Source organism: Xanthomonas sp. BRIP62409, assembly GCF_003992965.1.
Lineage (GTDB): Bacteria > Pseudomonadota > Gammaproteobacteria > Xanthomonadales > Xanthomonadaceae > Xanthomonas > Xanthomonas euroxanthea.
The window spans coordinates 1-19,999 of record NZ_QEZJ01000023.1 but is presented as its reverse complement, the minus strand read 5'-3'; the positions used below and the strand labels follow the sequence as shown (position 1 = coordinate 19,999).

The 19,999-nt window shown below is 66.5% G+C and carries 15 protein-coding genes and 1 riboswitch; of the genes, 4 read left to right on the top strand and 11 right to left on the bottom strand.

Going from position 1 to position 19,999, the window contains the following annotated elements:
- Window positions 1–20 precede the first annotated feature (20 nt).
- On the bottom strand, window positions 21–2,894 hold the full coding sequence (gcvP, locus tag EO170_RS14330; RefSeq protein ID WP_206514020.1) for an aminomethyl-transferring glycine dehydrogenase: 2,874 nt from the start codon (window positions 2,892–2,894) through the stop codon (window positions 21–23).
- A gap of 89 nt (window positions 2,895–2,983) precedes the next feature.
- A riboswitch (glycine riboswitch) is annotated at window positions 2,984–3,098 on the bottom strand.
- A 267-nt stretch (window positions 3,099–3,365) separates the two neighbouring features.
- Between gcvP and EO170_RS14325 the strand changes: the two genes are divergently transcribed.
- Complete coding sequence (locus tag EO170_RS14325) at window positions 3,366–4,619, top strand: multidrug effflux MFS transporter (RefSeq protein ID WP_115676351.1); 1,254 nt, start codon at window positions 3,366–3,368, stop codon at window positions 4,617–4,619.
- 16 nt (window positions 4,620–4,635) lie between these two features.
- Window positions 4,636–5,037 carry a hypothetical protein gene (locus EO170_RS14320; RefSeq protein ID WP_126945872.1) on the top strand — a complete coding sequence of 134 codons (402 nt, stop codon included), beginning with the start codon at window positions 4,636–4,638 and terminating at the stop codon, window positions 5,035–5,037.
- 119 nt (window positions 5,038–5,156) lie between these two features.
- Here the strand turns inward: EO170_RS14320 and EO170_RS14315 are convergent, their stop codons facing one another.
- The 5 genes from EO170_RS14315 to EO170_RS14295 form a co-directional block, all read right to left on the bottom strand.
- Entirely contained in the window at window positions 5,157–7,091 is a 1,935-nt protein-coding gene (locus EO170_RS14315; RefSeq protein ID WP_126945869.1) for an XVIPCD domain-containing protein, read from the bottom strand.
- A gap of 131 nt (window positions 7,092–7,222) precedes the next feature.
- On the bottom strand, window positions 7,223–9,241 hold the full coding sequence (locus EO170_RS14310) for a M2 family metallopeptidase (protein WP_126945866.1): 2,019 nt from the start codon (window positions 9,239–9,241) through the stop codon (window positions 7,223–7,225).
- A 1,194-nt stretch (window positions 9,242–10,435) separates the two neighbouring features.
- Window positions 10,436–12,091 (bottom strand): phosphoethanolamine--lipid A transferase, encoded by a 1,656-nt coding sequence (locus EO170_RS14305; RefSeq protein ID WP_126945863.1) that lies wholly within the window; start codon window positions 12,089–12,091, stop codon window positions 10,436–10,438.
- Entirely contained in the window at window positions 12,088–12,852 is a 765-nt protein-coding gene (locus EO170_RS14300) for a phosphatase PAP2 family protein (RefSeq protein WP_104650293.1), read from the bottom strand. The genes EO170_RS14305 and EO170_RS14300 overlap by 4 nt, the downstream gene beginning before the upstream one ends.
- 100 nt (window positions 12,853–12,952) lie before the next feature.
- Window positions 12,953–14,692 (bottom strand): glycosyltransferase family 39 protein, encoded by a 1,740-nt coding sequence (locus EO170_RS14295; RefSeq protein WP_164741049.1) that lies wholly within the window; start codon window positions 14,690–14,692, stop codon window positions 12,953–12,955.
- 136 nt (window positions 14,693–14,828) lie between these two features.
- Between EO170_RS14295 and EO170_RS14290 the strand changes: the two genes are divergently transcribed.
- Window positions 14,829–15,545 (top strand): response regulator transcription factor, encoded by a 717-nt coding sequence (locus tag EO170_RS14290; protein ID WP_104650291.1) that lies wholly within the window; start codon window positions 14,829–14,831, stop codon window positions 15,543–15,545.
- Window positions 15,538–16,821, top strand: coding sequence for a HAMP domain-containing sensor histidine kinase (locus tag EO170_RS14285; RefSeq protein ID WP_126945857.1), 1,284 nt, complete (start codon window positions 15,538–15,540; stop codon window positions 16,819–16,821). Before EO170_RS14290 ends, EO170_RS14285 begins: the two co-directional genes overlap by 8 nt.
- Here EO170_RS14285 and EO170_RS14280 read toward each other — a convergent pair.
- The 5 genes from EO170_RS14280 to minC all read right to left on the bottom strand — a co-directional run.
- The gene (locus EO170_RS14280; protein WP_126945854.1) at window positions 16,818–17,633 is read right to left on the bottom strand and encodes a sugar phosphate isomerase/epimerase family protein; all 816 of its coding nucleotides are present in this window, start codon (window positions 17,631–17,633) and stop codon (window positions 16,818–16,820) included. The genes EO170_RS14285 and EO170_RS14280 overlap by 4 nt on opposite strands.
- 327 nt (window positions 17,634–17,960) lie before the next feature.
- Window positions 17,961–18,458 (bottom strand): hypothetical protein, encoded by a 498-nt coding sequence (locus EO170_RS14275; RefSeq protein ID WP_126946047.1) that lies wholly within the window; start codon window positions 18,456–18,458, stop codon window positions 17,961–17,963.
- 63 nt (window positions 18,459–18,521) lie between these two features.
- Entirely contained in the window at window positions 18,522–18,779 is a 258-nt protein-coding gene (gene minE, locus EO170_RS14270; protein WP_005994583.1) for a cell division topological specificity factor MinE, read from the bottom strand.
- A gap of 2 nt (window positions 18,780–18,781) precedes the next feature.
- Window positions 18,782–19,591 carry a septum site-determining protein MinD gene (gene minD / locus EO170_RS14265; protein ID WP_046342008.1) on the bottom strand — a complete coding sequence of 270 codons (810 nt, stop codon included), beginning with the start codon at window positions 19,589–19,591 and terminating at the stop codon, window positions 18,782–18,784.
- Window positions 19,592–19,627: 36 nt separating this feature from the next.
- Window positions 19,628–19,999, bottom strand: a 372-nt coding sequence (gene minC, locus EO170_RS14260) for a septum site-determining protein MinC (RefSeq protein ID WP_126945851.1), incomplete at its 5' end; no start/stop codon positions are given.

The following is a 19,999-nucleotide window of genomic DNA, read 5'->3' as shown; positions in this document are numbered from 1 at the left end:
TCAGCGCGACAGGGCAGCGCTTACGCCTCCACATCGTCCTTGTAGGCATCCACCGGGATGCAGGCGCACATCACGTTCTTGTCGCCGTAGACGTTGTCCACGCGCGCGACCGGCGGCCAGTACTTCTGCTGCTTGAGGCTGGGCAGCGGGAAGGCGGCCAGTTCGCGCGGGTAGGCGTGGGTCCACTCGCTGGCCGATACCTGCGTGGCGGTGTGCGGGGCATGCTTGAGCGGGTTGTCGTCGCGGTCCAGGCGGCCGTCTTCGATGGCGCGGATTTCCTCGCGGATCTGGATCATCGCGTCGATGAAGCGGTCCAGCTCATGCTGCGATTCGCTTTCGGTCGGTTCCACCATCAAGGTGCCGGCGACCGGGAAGCTCAAGGTCGGTGCGTGGAAGCCGAAGTCGATCAGGCGCTTGGCGATGTCTTCAGCACCGATGCCGCTGGTCTTTTCCAGCGGGCGGATGTCCAGGATGCACTCGTGTGCCACCAGGCCGTTGCGGCCGGTGTACAGCGTCTTGTAGTGCGGCGCCAAGCGCTTGGCGATGTAGTTGGCGTTGAGCAGGGCCACCTGGGTTGCCTTGCGCAGGCCGGCGCTGCCCATCATGGTCACGTACATCCAGCTGATCGGCAGGATCGAGGCCGAGCCGTAGCTGGCGGCGCTGACCATGCCGACGTCGCCTTCGCCGCCCAGCGTGCGCGGTAAAAACGGCGCCAGGTGCGACTTCACTGCGCACGGACCCACGCCCGGACCGCCGCCGCCATGCGGAATGCAGAAGGTCTTGTGCAGGTTCAGATGCGACACGTCCGAGCCCCACTTGCCGGGCTTGGCCACGCCGACCAGGGCATTCATGTTGGCGCCGTCGGTATAGACCTGGCCGCCATGCGCATGCACCGCTTCGCAGATCGCCACCACGTCCTCTTCGAACACGCCGTGGGTGGACGGGTAGGTGATCATCAACGCGGCCAGGCGCCCGGAGTACTTCTCTGCCTTGGCGCGGATGTCGTCGACATCGACATTGCCGTTGGCATCGCACTTGGTCACGACCACGGTCATGCCGCACATCTGCGCCGAGGCCGGATTGGTGCCGTGCGCGGATTCGGGAATCAGGCAGATATCGCGGTGCGCCTCACCGCGCGCGCGGTGATAGGCGCGGATCGCCAGCAGGCCGGCGTACTCGCCCTGGGCACCGGAGTTGGGCTGCAGGCTCACCGCGTCGTAGCCGGTGCATTCGACCAGCATCGCTTCCAGCTCATCGATCAGCTGCGCGTAGCCGGCCGATTGCTCGGCCGGTGCCAGCGGATGGATCGCACCAAACTCGGGCCAGGTCACCGGGATCATCTCGGCGGTGGCGTTGAGCTTCATCGTGCAGCTGCCCAGCGGGATCATGGTGCGATCCATCGCCAGGTCCTTGTCGGCCAGCGAGCGCATGTAGCGCAGCAGTTCGTGCTCGCTGTGGTGGGTGTTGAACACCGGGTGGGTCAGGAAGGGCGTGCTGCGCAGCAGGCCCTGCGGCAACGCGTCGGCGGTGGCGGCATCGAGGGCGTCCACATCTGCCTGCGCGCCGAACAACGCGGCCAGTGCGACCACGTCGGCGCGCGTGCTGGTTTCATCCAGGCTGATGCCGACCGCTTCGCTGTCGATCGCGCGCAGGTTGATGCCGGCCGCACGGGCCTTGGCGTGGATGGCATCGGCATCGATCGCCTTGACGTGCAGGGTGTCGAAGAAATGCTCGCCCACACTGACGCCGGCGCCGCGCAAGGCGGCGGCCAGGATCGCGGCCAGGCGATGGGTACGCCGCGCGATGCGGGTCAGGCCCGCGGGGCCGTGGTAGACCGCATACATCGAGGCCATCACCGCCAGCAGCACCTGCGCGGTGCAGATGTTGGAGGTGGCCTTCTCGCGGCGGATATGTTGTTCGCGCGTCTGCAAGGTGAGGCGGTAGGCCGGGTTGCCGGCGGCATCGATCGACACGCCGATCAGCCGGCCCGGCATCGAGCGCTTGTAGGCATCGCGGCAGGCCATGAAGGCCGCATGCGGGCCGCCGAAACCGAACGGCACGCCGAAGCGCTGCGAATTGCCGACCACGATGTCCGCGCCCCATTCGCCGGGCGCGGCGATCAGGGTCAGCGCCAGCAGATCGGTCGCCACCGCGACCAGCCCGCCTTGCGCGTGCACTGCATCGGCCAGCGCGGCGTGATCGCCGATATGCCCGAAGCTGTCCGGGTACTGCAGCAGCACGCCGAAGCACTCGGCCTGCAGCGCTTCCTCCGGCGTGCCGACGCGCAGCACGATGCCCAGCGGCTCGGCGCGGGTGCGCAGCAGTTCCTGGGTCTGCGGATGCACCGCGTCGTGCACGAAGAAGGTCTCCGACTTCGACTTGGCCGAGCGCTTGGCCAGCGTCATCGCTTCGGCCGCGGCAGTGGCTTCGTCCAGCAGCGAGGCGTTGGCGATCTGCATGCCGGTGAGATCGGCGCACAGGGTCTGGAAGTTGATCAGCGCTTCCATGCGGCCTTGCGAAATCTCCGCCTGGTACGGCGTATAGGCGGTGTACCAGGCCGGGTTTTCCAGGATGTTGCGCAGGATCACCTTCGGCGTATGGGTGCCGTAGTAGCCCTGGCCGATGAAGCTGCGCTGCACCTGGTTCTTGCGGGCAATGGCGCGGATCTTGGCCAGCGCCTCTTCTTCGGTGATCGCCTCGGGCAGCGCCAGCGCCGCCGGCGACTTGATGTTGCCCGGCACGATCGCATCGGTCATCGCATCCAGCGAGGCGTGGCCGACCACGTCCAGCATCTGTGCGATTTCTGCGTCGTTGGGGCCGATATGGCGTTCGACGAACGCGCTGTGGTGTTCGAGGTCGCGCAAGGAAGACGTGGTCTGGGACATGGCGGGCATCCGGGGCAGGGGGCAGACGAATGGTCGACAACCACCGGACCGGCGTGACGCGCGCAGCGCATCACCTCCTGTCGCAGCGACAGTCTTCCTCGCGCCCCTCTGTCCTTTTGCCTGAGAGTTTAAGAACGCGGCATGGCGCTGGGCCTGCCTGCGTTCCGTGCCCCTTCGGCGCCGGCATCGGCCGGTCTCTCCAGAGTTGTACTGCGGATGGTATCGGGCCTGAGCGATTACGGGCTGTTGCGCCTTCGGCAGCGGCAGTGCCGCTTCTCCCACCGTGTTGCCGGCCGATTATAGCCTGCGTGCGCAGCGGCGGGCGCGTCCGCCAGGGCGGGCGCACGCCCCATGCACTCGGGCCTGCTTAACCTTGCAACGGCGAGCGCCTATCATCGACGCCCTTGTGCCCATCCCGACGCGCCCCCCCAGGCCAGCGTCGGCGTGCGTCCCCCGGTGCACCACGTTTCGGATCCCTGCATGCCCCCCACCACGCCTTCCACCCGTCGCATGGCGCTGCTGCTCGCCGGGCTGGCGATGTTTGGTCCGTTTTCCATCGACACCATCTTCCCGGCGTTCTCGCGGCTCAGCCGCAGCCTGGCGGTGGACGAGGTGGCGATCCAGCAGACCATCAGCGTCTATCTGCTCGCCTACGGGCTGATGAGCATCGCGCACGGCCCGCTGTCCGATGCCTGGGGCCGCAAGCGGGTGATCCTGGGCGGGCTGGTGCTGTTCATCGCCGGCTCGGTGGGCTGCGCGCTGTCGCAGGATCTGCCCACCCTGCTGGCGTTCCGCGCGTTGCAGGGCCTGTCGGCCGGGGTCGGCATGATCGTCGGGCGGGCGGTGATCCGCGACCTGTTCCAGGGCCCGGACGCGCAACGGCTGATGAGCCAGGTGTCGATGATCTTCGGCATCGCCCCGGCGATCGCGCCGATCATCGGCGGCTGGATCCTGCTCAGCGGTGCCGGCTGGCCGCTGATCTTCTGGTTTCTGGTGGCGTTCGGGCTGGTGCTGCTGGTGGCCACGCTGACCTGGCTGCCGGAGACCCACCCGGTGGAGGCGCGCACGCCGCTGCAGCTCAAGCGCCTGCTGCACGACTACGTGCGGATCGGCTTCAACCCGCGCTTCCAGCGCCTGGCCGCGGCCGGTGCGTTCAACTTCGCCGGCATCTTCCTGTACATCGCCTCGGCGCCGGTGCTGATCATGCGCCACCTGCACCTGGGCGAAGGCGACTTCGCCTGGCTGTTCATTCCCACCATCGGCGGCATGACGCTGGGCTCGTTCCTGTCCGGGCGCATGGCCGGCAGCATGGACCCGGTGCGGCAGATCCGCATCGGCTTCATCTGCTGCGGCGTGGCGGCGCTGGCGAACCTGGGCTACACCATGACGGCAGCGCAGATCGCCCTGCCATGGGCGGTGCTGCCGATCTTCCTGGCCGGCGTGGGCATGGCGCTGATCTTTCCGATCCTGGCGCTGGCGGTGCTGGACATGTACCCGCACCAGCGCGGCCTGGCGTCCTCGCTGCAGGCCTTCACCCAGTTGATGACCAATACGCTGGTGGCCGGGGTGCTGTCGCCGCTGCTGAGTGAACACCCGCGCCACCTGGCGATCGGCATGACCGGTTTTTTCCTGCTGGGCTGGCTATTCTGGCGCTGGGAGCGCCGCAGCGGCCGCCGTCTACGCCGCCGCCAGGCCGAAGAGGCCGTGCCTCTGGAGCCGGCCGACCATCTCTGACCTCACAGGAGCCTGCATGTCCACCGATTCCAAGCTGCGCCGCGACGCCCGCAAGCGCGCCGCCGAGCGCCTGCGCAACCAGGCCGCCGCCAATCCCGTGCCGGTTTCGCCGATCGAGCCACATGCCGAACTGCGCGACCAGCAGCGCACGCTACTGGCCGGCATCGTCCGCCGCGACGGCGAATGGGTGCTGGGCATGGACGGCCGCATCGCCGGCGAGAGCACCAGTGCCGCCCAGGTGCTGGCCCTGATCATGCGCGCGGCCGAGTTGCACGAACGCCAGGGCACGCCGGTACGGCTGACCTACTCGGACACGCTCAAGGATGCGGCGCATGCCGAGGCCGCTGCCGACGGCAGGGATTTCGAGGCGTTCCGGATCGAGTTCGCGCAGAAGCTGGTGCCCGCGCGTCCCAACTGAGGCCATACACGCAGCGGTGTCGGCGAAGCCGATTCCGACCACTGCCCATTCCGCGTGGATGGGCAGTGGTCGGGCTGAACTGCGCCAGCGCCTGGCTGCGGATCAGCCAGTGCGCCGGATCAGCGCGCCGGTGCCTGTCGCTGCAGGTCCTGTTGCTGCGTCTGTTCCTGCGCGGCGGCGTTGCGATCCTGCCCGGCGCCCAGCGCCTGCGCGCGCTGCAGACTGTGGTCCACCGGCGTCTGCTGCGCGGCCTGCGCATCGAAGGGTCCGCGCAAGTGGGCCGGCGAATCCAGCGCCCCCTGGACCACGAAGCCCTGTGCCGGGTCGCGCCCCAGCACCACGTGATCCACGCGCTGCAGCCCATGCTCGCGCGCGGCCACCAGCGCTCCGGCTGCCAGGCGCTCGCTGTCCGCATCGGGCACGCGGCCACGCGCGGTCTCCAGCTGCTCCACCGCTGCGGTGCATTGGTTCAGCAGCGCATGGTCCGGATTGGCCGGATGGCGTGCATCCGAGGCGGCGGTCGCCGTCGCTGCCTGGCGCGGAACGACCTCGGCATCGATGCGCTGCAACTGGCCGTCGTATGTCCCATCGGCACCGTCGGCGATGCGCTGCAGCCGCTCGACGAATGGATACGGCGTGCTGCCCACATTGCGGGCCATCGCGATCGCGAAGCGTTCGGGTGACTGCGGCGCGGCGCCGCGGTCGCCGACCAGCGAGCTCAGCGAGCTGCCGCCGATCCTGCTGGCCTCGACGCTGGCCTGGGTCTGCTCCATCAGCGCCTGCATCTGCGCCTCGCTGAAGGCCAGCGTGGTCTTCTGCCCTGGCGCGATCGCACCGGTGCCCGCCATCTCGCCGCTCAGCGCACTGTTGAGATTCTGCGCGATCGCCTTTTCCTCGCTGGCCTCGTTGCGCCCGCCCAGGCGTTGCAGCAGCCCCGGCGTGGCAACGTCGCCATCGATCTCGAAGCGGTAGCTGCGGTCCTGCACGCGTTCGGTGTCGTTGCCGTCGTACTGGCGCACGATCGTCAGCGGCACGTTGTCTGCGTATTGCAGCTGTTGCACCACCGTGTAGCCATCCTGGCCCGGTGTGCTGATGCGCACCTGGCTGCCCTGGTTGCGGTTGCCGGCCACATCGGCGCTGAGCGGGCCCAGTTCCAGCTGCAGCCGCTGCTGCGAGCTGAAGTTGATGCGCTCCAGCGTCTGTTGTTCGTCGACGCCGGGCACGCCCGGTGCCAGCGTGCCCTCGCGCACGAACTGGCCCATCGCCGCGAGCGCACGCGGATCGGCCAGGTCGAACTGCGCACTCTCCACCCGCGACTGTCCCAGCGAGTCGGCACGCCCCAGCAGGGCCTGCGCCGGTCCCACCTTCAGGCCAACGGCGTTCACTGCCTCGATGGCTGCGTTGGGCCCGGTCACCACCCGCACGTGGCGCTCGTCCACACGCTCGATCAGGTAGCTGCGGCCGCTGGCTTCGGTGATCTCGCTCTGCATGCTGAGGTGTTGCAGGCTCGCCGAGGAATCGCGCTGGGTATAGGTCTGAGCGTCCATCACCGCGCGCGCGCCGATCGGAAGGCTCTCCGGCTGTAGCGGATTGACGCGCGTGGCAGCCTCTGCAGGCTGGTCGGCACCGGGCAGCGTCAGTGCGTAGCGCATGCGCTGCCCGCCACTGACACCAGCTTCGATGTTCAATTTGCCGTCGCCGAGCTTGGTCTGCAGGCTTTGCTGCTGGCCGGTACGCGCGTCGGCCTCCAGATTGAAGGTGGTGGTCTTCGCGTCCGCATCGCTGAGCTTGCCCAGGCCCAGCGAGGTGCTGGTCTGCAGGCTGTTCTCGCCCAGTGGCCGGGCCTGGCTGCCGTTGCCCTGCTCACTGGTATGGGAATACTTGACCGACTGATCTTCGGGGTTGAGCTCCACGGTGCTGCTGCCCAGTTCCACCGAATAGTCGCTGTTCTTGCTGCTGTAGGTCGGGTCGAACGCGCGGTCGTTCGCGTCGTCGATGAGCTGCTTGTTGGGGTCCGCGTCGCGCGGGTCCGGGCCGGTGGAGGCGTTATTCATTGGATGCGTCCTGCATGCTGCGCCGGTGCAGCGGGCGCGCAGTATATCGCCGGCGTTTTCGGCATTTATCAAATCAATGTTATGCGGCGGCCAGGGCGACGGCCGCCGTATGCCGCAGGGAAAGCGGCGCGTCAGTGCATCGCGGCAGGTGGCGGCGCGTTGCCGGCGGCAGCGGGCGCGGTCGCCTGCCAGCCGCACAATTTCCCCTGGTTCTGCTGCTTCAGCCACTCGTTCATCGGTGCGAAATATTCCAGCATCGGGCCGGCGTCCAGGCGCTCGTTGCCGGTGAGTTCCTTCAGCGTGGTCTGCCAGGGTTGGCTGGCGCCACGTTGCAGCATCGACCAGAACTTCTGCCCGGCGTCCTTGTTGCCGTAGAAGCTGCACTCGTACAACGGGCCTTGGTGGCCTGCGGCTTCGCACAGGCCCTTGTAGAACTGGAACTGCAGGATGTGCGCCAGAAAATAGCGCGTGTACGGCGTATTGCCCGGCACGTGGTACTTGGCGCCGGCATCGAAGAACTCCTCGCCGCGCGGGGTCACCGGCGCCACGCCCTGGTATTTGGCTTTCAGCTCCCACCAGGCCTGGTTGTAGTGCTCGGGGGTGATCGAGCCATCGAACACGCCCCAGCGCCAGCGATCGATCATCAAACCGAATGGCAGGAAGGCAACCTTGCTCAGCGCCATGCGCATCTGCGAATTGATCAGCGCCTCGCGGCCGGCCTGTTGTTCGCCCACCATGCCGATCGACTGCAGATACTTGGGCGTCATCGCCAGCACGATGGTGTCGCCGATCGCTTCGTGGAAGCCATCGTTGGCGCCGTTCTGGAACAGGGGCGGCAGCGGGTTGTAGGCCAGGTCGTAATAGATGTGGCCGAGCTCGTGGTAGATGGTGGTGAAATCCTCTTCGGTTGGCTTGATGCACATCTTGGTGCGCACGTCCGCGTCGATATTCTGGTTTGGCTCGCCGCCCATGTTCATGTCCCACGCGCTGGCATGGCAGACCACGTCGCGGTCCAGGGGCTTGATGAACTGCGACCGCTGCCAATAGCTGTCGGGAAGCTTGGGCATGCCGAGCGAGGTGTAGAAGCCCTGCGCACGCTCGGTCATCTGTTTTGCGGTGCGCAGTTGCGCTTCACGTTCGGCCTGGAAGCGGGCGCCGCTGCCGCCTTCGGTGCCCGTGGTGCGTGCCAGCACCGCACTCAGGTTGCCCTGGTATTGTTTTTCCAGCGCGGCGGTGATGTCCAGGTCGCCGGCACCCGGGTATGGCTGCAGCAGGTCCCACAGATTGCTCCAGTCCTGCTGCCACATATTGCCCATCAGATGTGCGGGCAACATGCCGCCGGCAAGCTCGCCCTTGTCCTTGCCGTATTGCGTAGCGAGCTTGCCGCGCGCATAGCACTGCAGTTGTGCGTACAGCGGTTTGACCTGCTCCCAGAGACGGTCGGTTTCGCTGGCCAGTTGCGCCGGCGGCATGTCGTAGCCGCTGCGCCATAGCACCCCGACATCGGCAAAGCCCAGTCCGCGCGCGCCCTCGTTGGCGAGCTCGACAAATCGCTGGTAGTCCTTGCGCATCGGGATTGCGGTGCCATGCCAGCCCTGCCAGGCATCCAGTTGCTCTGCGTAATCGCGGCTGCTGGCCAGCACCTGCTCCAGCTCGCCGAGCTGGCGGCAGCGGCGTTGCTCGCCATCGCCCACGCAATAGCTGCCGGCGCCGTAGTCGCCTTCCATCTTGGCGGCGATCCGGGTGAGCTCCGCCAGCTTGGCTGGGTCGCGTGGCGCGGGCAGGGCGCTCATCAGTTTCAGCAGTTGCAATGCACGCGCGCTGTCGGCCGACATCGGGGTACCTGCGTACTGCTTGGATTGTTCGATCCAGCGGTCCAGCTGCGCCAGCGAGCGCTCGTTGGCCTTGGCGGCCAGCAACTGGGAATCGCCATTGATGTAGGTCGAAGACAACCACTGCGCGGCAGTGACTTCCGGGTACGCGGCCTTGTACTCGGCGCTGATGCGAGCAACAAACTGGTCGGCGCTTTCCTGCAGCGCGGTTTTGGCCGCAGCGGGCCTGGCGGGTGCTGCCGTATCCCGACGGCAGGCCGACAACGACAGCGTGCCGGCGGCTACGGCCAGTGCCAGCCACAACAAACGAGGATTCACGGGTGGTCCTTGCGGTGAAGTCCGACGCAGGCTAGAACGCAGCGCGGTCTACCGCAAGCACTGTCACTGCGCACGCGACGCGGACGTCTGCAGGTGCATATCTGCTGATCAGGGGAGACGAAGGTCCCGCGACGATGGGTGGCAAGGACCCGTCGAGATGGTCGGTGTGCATGGCTTTCAGTAAAACAATCAGCACACTGTCTGGTGCGGTGTCCTCGCCGATTGCGGGACCGTGTGGCGGCATGGATGCCGCCACCGAGCCCCCAGGGACGGGTTTACGGCGTGTCCTGCAAGCGGTGAGGGCACCGCGCCCTCGACGCTGCAAGTTTACTGCAGGGCCCTTGCCCGCCCACCATCGCAGGACGCGCCGCAAGTACGTCCGTGTAGGCTCTGGCGCGGCATCCATGCCGCTCAAGGTCCCGCGACGGTGGGCGGGCAAGGACCCGTCGAGATGGTCGGTGTGCATGGCTTTCAGTAAAACAATCAGCACACTGTCTGGTGCGGTGAGGGCACCGCGCCCTCGGACTGCGGGTTTGCTGCGGGGCCCTTGCCCGCCCACCATCGCGGGACACGCTGCAAGTACGTCCATGTAAGCTCTTACGCGGCATCCATGCCGCGTAAGGTCCCGCGACGGTGAGCGGGCAAGGACCCGTCGAGATGGTCGGTGTGCATGGCTTTCAGTAAAACAGTCAGCACACTGTCTGGTGCGGTGTCCTCGCCGATTGCGGGACCGTGTGGCGGCATGGATGCCGCCACCGAGCCCCCAGGGACGGGTTCACGGCGTGTCCCGCGAGCGGTGAGGACGCCGCGCCCTCTACTGACTAAGCTTTTGACTCAAGCATTTGATCGCACTTAAACGATGCCAGTGTTCTAAGTCCCGATTGCTTTGGATGTCGTGCTTTAAGCCTGGATAGCATGGATAGATTAGTTGTATGGCGGCTGATCTGCGACTTGGCTGCAGGGCCCTTGCCCGCCCACCATCGCAGGACACGCCGCAAGTACGTCCTTGTAGGCTCTTACGCGGCATCCATGCCGCGTAAGGTCCCGCGACGGTGGGCGGGCAAGGACCAGTCGAGATGGTCGGTGCGCATGGAAGAGCAGTGCTGGATGCGCCCTGTTCGATCATGACGTATTGGCTCCATGTCTGAGGGGCGCTGCGCACTCGATAACCAAGTTCGGAGTATCCAACCGCGTTTATCCCGTGCATTGCGCAAATAGATCGCGTTCGCGTGCATAGGCGCTGGTCTTGACCTGCATCAGCCCGAGCACCGATGGGAACAGCGCGTCCTGGTCGGTGTATTGGCCGGCACGGTGGCGCAGGCAGGTTTCGTCCAGGCCGCGGTCACGTGCGAACTCCGGCGAGAACCACATCACCATCGGCACGTGGGTCTGTTCCTTGGGCGCGATCGCGTAGGGCACGCCATGCAGGTAGAGGCCTTTTTCGCCCAGTGATTCCCCGTGATCGGAGAGGTAGATCATCGCGGTGTCGTAGTCCTGCAGCCCGCGCAGCGTGTGGATGGCCTGGTTGAGGAAGTGATCGGTATAGGTGATGGAATTGTCGTAGGCGTTGACGATGTTCTGGCGGCTGCAACTGCCCAGGTCGGCGGTCTTGCACACCGGCTTGAAGCGCTCGAACTGTGCCGGGTAGCGCTCGAAGTAACTCGGCCCGTGGCTGCCGAGTTGATGTAGCACCACCACGCGGTCGCCGGGCTTTGCGCGGACTTGCGCAGCCAGGTCGCTCAGCAGGATCTCGTCCATGCAACGGCCATCGGCGCACAGCCCTGGCGTGGTGGCATCGTCCAGCTTCTGGATGTCCAGGCCATCGCAGACGCCCTTGCAGCCGGACTGGTTGTCGCGCCACAGCGTGGAAATGCCGGCATGTTCGAGCACATGCAGCAGCGACTGGTGGCTGCGGATCATGTCCTCGTTGTAATCGCGGCGGCCGAATGGCGAAAACATGCACGGCACCGAGACCTCGGTGCTGGTGCCGCACGAATGCATGTCGGGGAAATTGATCACCCCGGCCTGCGCCAGCTCGGGTGTGGTCTGGCGCGCATAGCCGTTGAGGCCCCAGTTCTGCGCACGCGCGGTTTCGCCCAGTACCACCAGCAGCAGGCGCGGACGACTTCCCGGTGCGCGTGGCGTGGCCATGGCATCGTGCTCGACCGGTTGCCTGGGCGCGTGCTTGATCGGCGAATCGGACTTGAGGTTCTGCCGCAGCGCCACGATGTAATTGATCGGCGTGGCCAGGTAACGCACCTCGCGGTGATTGCGCATCAACGCGGAGACGTCTTGCGAGGACAGCATCGCGCCGGCCGCGCCGAGCACTGCCACCACCAGCAAAAAGCCAGCGCGGGTTGCCAGTGATCTGCCGATGCTGCGCGCGTGCAGGCGGGTGCGCCACAACAGCGTGGTCGGAATCAGGAAGTAGCACAGCAGCGGCAGGATCAAGCCGGGCGTGAGCAGCTCGCGCGATTCCTTGTGGTCGGTATGCAGCACGTTGCGCAGCATGTCCGCATCCAGATAGACGTTGTAGCTGTCCATGTAGTGCGCAGCCAGCGCTGTGGTGAACAGCAGCAGCGTCAGCAGTGGCTTGGCGTTCCAGCGCCAGACCAGCAGGCCCAGCAACAACGCATGCACGGCCACCAGCAGCGCCATCAACGAGATGGCAAACCCGAGGCTGCCCGGATGCGTGGCCATGGCCGTGTGCCAGAACAGCTGATTGCACACCAGTGCAAAGAACACACTCGACAGCAGCACCAGCGTCTCGGTCGATACCGTGGGGCGCGTTGTCCAGGTCAGTGCGCGCAGGCGCTTGCGCCCACGCGATTGCGGTAGATAGGTACTCATGCTGCATCCCCCGATTGCAACACCACTTCATTGGCGCGATGCGGTCGAGCCAGCATCCCCCAGTACAGTGCAAGTGCGGTTCCCCAACACACCGCCAGCGACCACAGGTCGTGCGACAGGAAATGCGCGCCGCGCAGTTGCTGCGCAATCCCGAACAACAGCCCTGCCGCGATGCCCAGCCACAATGCAGGAACACGCCATGCAGGACGCAGTGCCAGCGCACAGAAATACAACGCCACCCACGCATAACCGGCACTGGCGTGACCTGCCGGAAAACAACCGGACGCGGCAATGCCATGGCGCGATTCGAACAGCCCGATCATCGGCTGGGTGCCGCCATAACGGCTCAAATCCCAGGGGCAATCCATCGCCGTCCACGACTTGAGCAAGGACACCAGCGAGGTCGACAGTGCGATCGATGTAGCCAGATAGGTCAGCGGCCAGCGCAGCACACGCAGGCGTGGCCGGCACCAGGCCACCAGCGCCAGCACCAGCACGCTGACAGCGGCTGCGGTGCTCAGCCATTTGCCGACGCGGTGAATCACGCCGCTGGTGAACCAGTGGTCCTTGAGCAGCCAATGCCCGCCTTCCAGCCGATACAGCGCATCGGCAATCCACTGGTCGCCACCGGCACTCATCAACAACGCGCTGAGCACTAGCACGCCGGCCAACGGTAGCCACAGATGCCGAACCAGGAAGCGGGTTTGCGCAGCAGTGGCTGTGCGCGTCAGGGCAGGTGCGTATACGGGAAACGTGGTCATCGAAGCATCGGCCGGTGGTCTATGCCCGGCATCTTCGAAAGCGGCATGTCGGAAAGCGGTCGGACCGGGGTTGCTCGGCCGTTAACACGCTATCCGGCGTTCAGTCTGTCTCGCTGTCGCCGGCACCAGGATCAGTAGCGGTATCGGTATCGGCGGCAACGCAGCCGGCATGCCATGCCGTGCCCGGCACCAACTGCCATTGATTGCGATTGGATTCGCCAACATCGAAACGTTGCGCCGGATCGATGCAGGCCGGTACTGCCTGCTTGAGGACGAACAACCAACGACGCTCGGGGGCGTGTGCAAGCCAGGGGCCTGCCTTGGCCCATTGCTGCTGCCAGCTTGCCTTGAAGCCGAAGTCGGTCACCGCCCGGTCCGCCTGCAGCATGTTCTGTTCGCGCCAGGCCAGCATGCCCAGCTCGGCATCCGGGCCGATGTGCTGCCCCACGCGCTGCATCACCCGCGCAGCAGAGCTGTAGGGATCCAGTGCAGGCATCAAGCCCAGGCCGTAGACGATCCATAGCGCGGCGGTCACCGCCACCACCGCGGTGCCGGTGCGCTTGCCGCGCGACCACGCAAGTGCCGCCAGGCCGACCACGCCCAGGCCGATCAACCACACGCCGACCGACTGCAGCGAGGCCAACGCCATGCCACGCTTCAATGCAGTGTTTTCCGCCCAGTGCAGATGCAGTGCGATGCCGCTGCCCAATGCAAGAGCGGCCAGCGCAAGCAGCAGCAGGTAGCCGGTCAGCAACATGCGGACGCCACGCTTGCGCAGCAGCCCGGCCAGCAGCGGTGCGGCGGCGATGCACAGGGCCGGCAGCATCGGAAAGATGTAGACCTCGCGCTTGCCCGGGCTGGCACTGAAAAACACCAGCACCAGCAGGCTCCAGGCAAGCAGCAACAGATAGCGCGGGTCGCCGCGCCGCAGCCGTCGCCACCACGCCGGCAGCAACCATGGCAACACCAGGCAGCCCGGCAACCACAGCGTGGCGATCACCTGCAGGTAGTACCAGGCCGGTTTGAGGTGATGCCAGGCGTGCGCGTAGCGGGTGCCGGTCTGCTTGAACAACAACTCGTGCGCGTAGGCGTGCAGCGCCGGCTCGTTGCTCTGCCACAACGCGATGCCGAGCGGACCAAGCCAAACCGCAGTGCCGGCCAGAAACGCCGGCAGCACCAGCAACCAGCTGCGCCCAGCTTGTGCGCGTGCCGGCAGCACGCTCCAGTGCCTGCGCGGCAGCGCCATCCACGGCAGCAACAGCAGCAATGGCAGAAAGCCCACGCCCTTGGTCACCGTACCCACGCCGGCTGCGAACACCCCCAGCATCCATGCGCGCCAGTCCGGCCCGCGTAGCAGATGCCGCAGCATCCCCCACAACGACAGCGTGGTCAGCGCCACCAGCACCATGTCGATCTGCGCACGCTTGGCCATCAGGCCGAACTGCAGCACCGCAAACAACCCCAGCACCGCATGACGCGCCACGCGCCTGTTCCATAGACGCCGTGCGATGTCCCAGGTCAGCCACAAGGTGGCGAGCGCAGCCAGCAGCGAAGGCAGCAGGAAGGCGACGGTCCAGTGCGGCACCAGCTCGTAGCTGGCCGCCTGCAACCACATGAACACCGGCGGCTTTTCGGCATACAGGTCGCGGCCGCGATGCGGCAGCAACCACTGGCCGGTCTCGACCATGCTGCGTGCGGCCAGCACAAAGCGCGGCTCATCCGGTGGGTTGGGCTGGCGCAGGCCCAGGCCTGCCAGCAGGCTGACGATGATCAGCACCACGGCGGCAAGCAGTGCGCGCTGGCGGGAAGTGGCGGCGGAGATGGCAGGCGACACGCGCACGCCCCGAGCGGTGGGGCGCCACACTATCCGGCTGGCAGGTCGGAATTTTGTCGGAACCCTCCAGAGCGGCCGTGTTCGGCCAGGCTCGGTTAGGATGCGCACATCGTCCCTGCCGGGCCGCCCTGGAAACGCGCTCATGCGGCTGCTGGTCATCGAAGACAACCGCAACATGGTTGCCAACCTGTTCGACTATTTCGAAGCGCGCGGGCACACCCTGGACGCCGCGCCCGATGGCGTCACCGGCCTGCACCTGGCCACCACCCAGCACTACGATGTGCTGGTGCTGGACTGGATGATGCCGCGCATGGACGGCCCGGAAGTACTGCGCCGCCTGCGCGAGCAGCACCAGTCCGAATTGCCGGTGATCATGCTCACCGCCCGCGACGAGTTGCCCGACAAGATCGCCGGCTTCCGCGCCGGTGCCGACGACTACCTGACCAAGCCGTTCGCGCTGCCGGAACTGGAGGTTCGCATCGAGGCCCTGCTGGCGCGTGCGCATGGGCGCCGACGCGGCAAGTTGCTGCAGGTGGCCGATCTGCGCCTGGACCTGTCCACCCTGGAAGCCACCCGCGCCGGCCAGGTGCTGCACCTGTATCCGGCCTGCCGCAAGTTGCTGGAAGTGCTGATGCAGGCCAGCCCCGCCGCCGTCACCCGGCAGCGTCTTGAGCAATCGCTCTGGGGCGACGATCCGCCCGATGGCGACATGCTGCGCTCGCATATTTACGAGTTGCGCCGCAGCGTGGATGGCCCATTCGCGCAGAAACTGATCCATACGCTGCCGCGGCTGGGCTATCGCCTGGCGCCATTGGAAGGCGCCGGCGATCAGTCCACGGGCGAGTGCAGCGATGCTTAGGCAGCGCCCGTTGGGCCGTCGCGTGCTGGTGTGGTTGTTCGGCTACACGCTGCTGATGGTGCTGGCGGTGTTCGGCACCGCGCAGTATCTGCACGAGCGCGCGGAACACGGCGTGTGGCGCTCGTTGTTGAATTCGGAACTGGACAGCATCCTGGACCGCAGTGCGCAGAATCCGGATTACCGCTGGCAGGACTCGGACACCCTGCGGTTGTATCGCGTCGACGGCAGCGCGACGGTGCCGCCGGTCCTGCGCACGCTGCATCCCGGCCTGCACGACGAGCTGGAGATCGCCGGCCGCCAGAGCGCGGTGATGGTGCGCGACACCCCGCATGCCGGGCGCCTGGCGCTGGTGCTGGATATCACCGACTTCGAAGCGCTGGAGCAGTTCATCACCCGCTGGATGCTGGCGGCAGGCGTCGCGCTGATCGGCATCACCTTGCTGATGGGCACGTATGCGATGGCGCGGCTGGTGCGCCCGCTGGTGGAGCTGGCGCGCGATATCGGCGCGCTGCGTCCCGAGCGGCGCGCGCAACGCATTGCTGTTGGCCCGCAGGGCAGCGCCGAGCTGTACGTGATTGCCGATGCACTCAACGACTATCTCGATCGCAACGGCCAGTTCGTCGAACGCGAACGCGCCTTCATCGACAGCGCCAGCCACGAGTTACGCACCCCGCTGGCGGTGATCGGCAACGCCGCCGAACTGGCGCTGGAACAACCCGGCACACCGCCGGCAGTGCGCCACCAGCTGGAGCGCATCGCGCAGACCAGCGCCGCGGTGGAGCAGCTGATCACCTTGTTGCTGGTGCTGGCCAAGGATCCCGGCCGGCTGACGCGCAGCAGCGATACGCTGCGCCTGGATCTGTTGCTGCCGGAGATCGTCGCCGACCACGCACATCTGCTCGCCGACAAGGATCTGCAGGTACTCACCGACCCGCTTCCGCCATGCAGCCTCACCGCTCCAGTGGCGATCGTGCACACCGCCATCGGCAACCTGTTGCGCAATGCGATCGAGAACAGCGACCGCGGCATCATCCGCGTCTCGCTATCGGCACCAGGGGTGGTGCGCATTGCCGACCCGGGCCACGGCATGACGCCGGAGGAGATCAGTGCGATCTACGCGCGCCTGGCGCGCGACAACGCACGCCAGGGCAACGGCATCGGGCTGGAGCTGATCGGGAGGCTCTGCGAGCATCTGGGCTGGCATCTGCACCTGGATTCCAGCGCGGGGCAGGGCACGGTGGTGACGCTGGATCTCAGCGGCGCGCAGCGCAGCTAAGCGCCGGCACGCTCAAGGCAGCTGCGCAGTGCGGCCATCGCCGCCGCCGCGGTGGCCGGAGCAGCGGCCGCCTTGCGGGCATCGTTGAAGACCTCGATGCCGATCGGCCCTGTGTAGCCCATGCCGGCCAGGCGCCGCAATAGCGCCGACAGCGGAAAGCAGCCTTCGCCCGGCAGCAGGCGCGCATGCCGCGCCACCGCGGCCAGCGCACCTGGCGCCACTGGCTGCGCCACATCGCATAACTGCACATTGGCGATGCGCGTGGCCGGGATGGCGTCCAGGTCGTCCAGCCCACGGCCTGGCGCGAACAGGTGGTAGGCATCCACCACCAGATCGATGTTGTCCGCGCCGCTGGCACGCACGCTTGCCCACGCAGCAGGCAGGGTGTGATTGACCGTGCTCCACGCCATCGGTTCGTAGGCGATGCGCAGGCCGTGCTCCGCCGCGGCACGGCCCAGCCAGCGCAGATCCTCGACGATCCGTGCAGGCACGACGTCGGCACGCGTGTTGGCCGGTGCCTGCACCACACCCGCGCCCAACGCGGCGGCGGTTTCCAGCATCTGCAGCGCGTGCGCGCGGCAACGGTCGCGTTGCGCGTCAGCGGCACCGTCCACATCGCGCAGCACCTGGTAGTCGGTCAGTCCAAGCCCGAGCTGGTGGAGGGCGCCGCGCACCTGCGCCGGCGATCGCGCCAACTGCTGCAGATCCTGTTCCCACAATTCGACCGCATCGAAGCCGGCCGCCTGCGCAGCCGACAATTTATCTGCTGCGGTGCCGCCCAGCAGCACCGTGTTGAGAAACAGGCTATGCATGCGCTGCAGCCTACGCGGCGTGGCGTTGAGGAGATGTCTGCGCCGTCGTGATGCTGCGCGGCGTGACCTGCAGTGCTACGAAACACCGCGCCTGGCGATGCGCGCGACCTGCACGGAGACGGCAGCCGGCATGTTTTACACGCGAGCATTCGGCATGGTCTATGCGGATGCTGACGACCCCGTCGTCTGCGGCCTGCTTATGCCACGCAGTGAAGCGGCACTGCAGTGCGTGGCCACTGGCTCGATTCGGGGAGGTATGCTGGCAGCCTGTGCATGCCGGCCTGCAGGTACGCCACGGCCTGACGATCAGGCAGCGGCGATCCGGCGTTACTGCGGCAACAGGTTGCGCGCGAGCAGCCAGCTGCGCGCATTGTCCGCGTCCTGCTCGAACCAGGCGCGCGTGGATCCGAGCCGGTAGGTGTAGCCCCAGGTGTCCATGTCGGTCATCAGGCGCGCGCTGCCCACGCCGGGCAACTGCTCGGCCAGCAGGATCTGCAGGTAACAGGTGGCGTCTTCCTCATCCACCGAATCGGTCGCGTCGGTATGCACGGCCGCGCGTTTGTCGGCCGGCAGGACGATCAGGTGCCCGGCCTCGTGCAGCAGCGAATGCACCGGCGTGTCGTCACGCACATAGACATCGCAGCCGATGATGCCGGCCTCCGGTTCGCCCCAGAAACTGCCGGGGATCGGCGCGCCGGCGTCCACGCGATGCAGGCGCAAACCATAACCTGAGAGCAGGGCAGTGGGTGCATCCAGGCCGATATCGCCCACGCACAACACGCGGGCTGGCTCGGCGCTGGAGGAAGAATCGATGGTCACACGCAAGGGCTCGCGGTCGGTTCGGGCCGTCACCGCAGCACCGTGCAGGCACGGTGCCACGGCGATCGCTTACTTGTCGCCGTCTTCGGGCAAGGCGACGGAAATATCGAGCACGTCATGCTCGCCATCCTTGACCAGGTCCACCCGCACCGCATCGGCGTCGATGTTGACGTACTTCTTGATCACTTCCAGCAATTCACGCTGCAGCAGCGGCAGGTAGTCCGGACCGCCGCGGTGGTTGCGCTCCTGCGCAATGATGATCTGCAGGCGGTTCTTGGCCGTCTCGGCGGTGTTCTTCTTGCTCTTGAGAAAATCGAGCAGGCCCATGCTTACCCTCCGAACAGCTTGCTGAAGAAGCCTTTCTTCTCCACGGATGTGAATCGCATCGGGCGCTCTTCGCCCATGATGCGGGCGACCGCGTCGTCGTAGGCCTGGCCGGCCGGGGACTCGGCATCCAGGATCACCGGCTCGCCCTTGTTGGAGGCATTGAGCACGTCGCCGGATTCGGGGATCACGCCGATGGCCTTCAGGCCGAGCACTTCTTCCACGTCGGTGATGCTGAGCATCTCGCCGCCTTCCACGCGTCCCGGGCTGTAGCGGGTCAGCAGCAGGAAGGCCGGCACGGTCTGGCCTTGCTCGGCCTTGCGGGTCTTGGAATCGAGCAGGCCGATGATGCGGTCCGAGTCGCGGACCGAAGAGACTTCCGGATTGACCACCACCACCGCGCGGTCGGCGAAGTACATCGCCAGGAATGCGCCTTTCTCGATACCGGCCGGCGAATCGCAGACGATGTAGTCGAAGCCGTCGGCGGCCAGGTCCTTGAGCACCTTCTCCACGCCTTCCTGGGTCAGCGCGTCCTTGTCGCGGGTCTGCGAGGCAGCCAGCACGTACAGGTTGTCGAAGCGCTTGTCCTTGATCAGCGACTGCTTGAGCGTGGCTTCGCCATGCACGACGTTGACGAAGTCGTACACCACGCGCCGCTCGCAGCCCATGATCAGGTCCAGGTTGCGCAGACCGACGTCGAAGTCGATGACGGCGACCTTCTTGCCGCGCCGTGCCAGCCCGCAGGCCAGGCTCGCGCTGGTGGTGGTCTTGCCGACGCCGCCCTTGCCGGAGGTGACTACGATGATTTCAGCCAAAGGATTTCTCCGAAATATTTCTGTGGTTGGGCTGCGTCAATCCAGCGCAGCGATCTTGATCTGATCCTGCTCCAGCCAGACCTGGACGGCCTTGCCACGCAGGTCCATGGGAACATCGTCCAGCACCTTGTAGTGGCCAGCTATGGCAACCAGTTCGGCGTGGAAGTCGCGGCAGAAGATGCGCGCGTCAGGGTTGCCCTGGGCGCCGGCCAACGCGCGGCCACGCAGGGTACCGTAGATATGGATGCTGCCGTCGGCGATGACCTCCGCTCCGGCACCGACCGTACTGAGGACAGTCAGGTCGCAGTTCTCCGCATACAGCTGCTGGCCCGAGCGCACCGCGTTGCGTTGCATGCGTCCAGGTGCCGGCCGCGCGGCAGGCGCTGCGGGTTCGGCACGCGGCGGGGG

Excerpts from the sequence above, each read along its gene's own strand:
- minE (WP_005994583.1), bottom strand. The coding sequence starts at position 18,779 with ATGGGCCTGCTCGATTTTCTCAAGAGCAAGAAGAACACCGCCGAGACG.
- gcvP (WP_206514020.1), bottom strand. The coding sequence starts at position 2,894 with ATGCCCGCCATGTCCCAGACCACGTCTTCCTTGCGCGACCTCGAACAC.
- EO170_RS14285 (WP_126945857.1), top strand. The coding sequence starts at position 15,538 with ATGCTTAGGCAGCGCCCGTTGGGCCGTCGCGTGCTGGTGTGGTTGTTC.
- EO170_RS14290 (WP_104650291.1), top strand. The coding sequence starts at position 14,829 with ATGCGGCTGCTGGTCATCGAAGACAACCGCAACATGGTTGCCAACCTG.
- EO170_RS14325 (WP_115676351.1), top strand. The coding sequence starts at position 3,366 with ATGCCCCCCACCACGCCTTCCACCCGTCGCATGGCGCTGCTGCTCGCC.
- EO170_RS14315 (WP_126945869.1), bottom strand. The coding sequence starts at position 7,091 with ATGAATAACGCCTCCACCGGCCCGGACCCGCGCGACGCGGACCCCAAC.
- EO170_RS14305 (WP_126945863.1), bottom strand. The coding sequence starts at position 12,091 with ATGAGTACCTATCTACCGCAATCGCGTGGGCGCAAGCGCCTGCGCGCA.
- EO170_RS14280 (WP_126945854.1), bottom strand. The coding sequence starts at position 17,633 with ATGCATAGCCTGTTTCTCAACACGGTGCTGCTGGGCGGCACCGCAGCA.
- EO170_RS14320 (WP_126945872.1), top strand. The coding sequence starts at position 4,636 with ATGTCCACCGATTCCAAGCTGCGCCGCGACGCCCGCAAGCGCGCCGCC.
- EO170_RS14300 (WP_104650293.1), bottom strand. The coding sequence starts at position 12,852 with ATGACCACGTTTCCCGTATACGCACCTGCCCTGACGCGCACAGCCACT.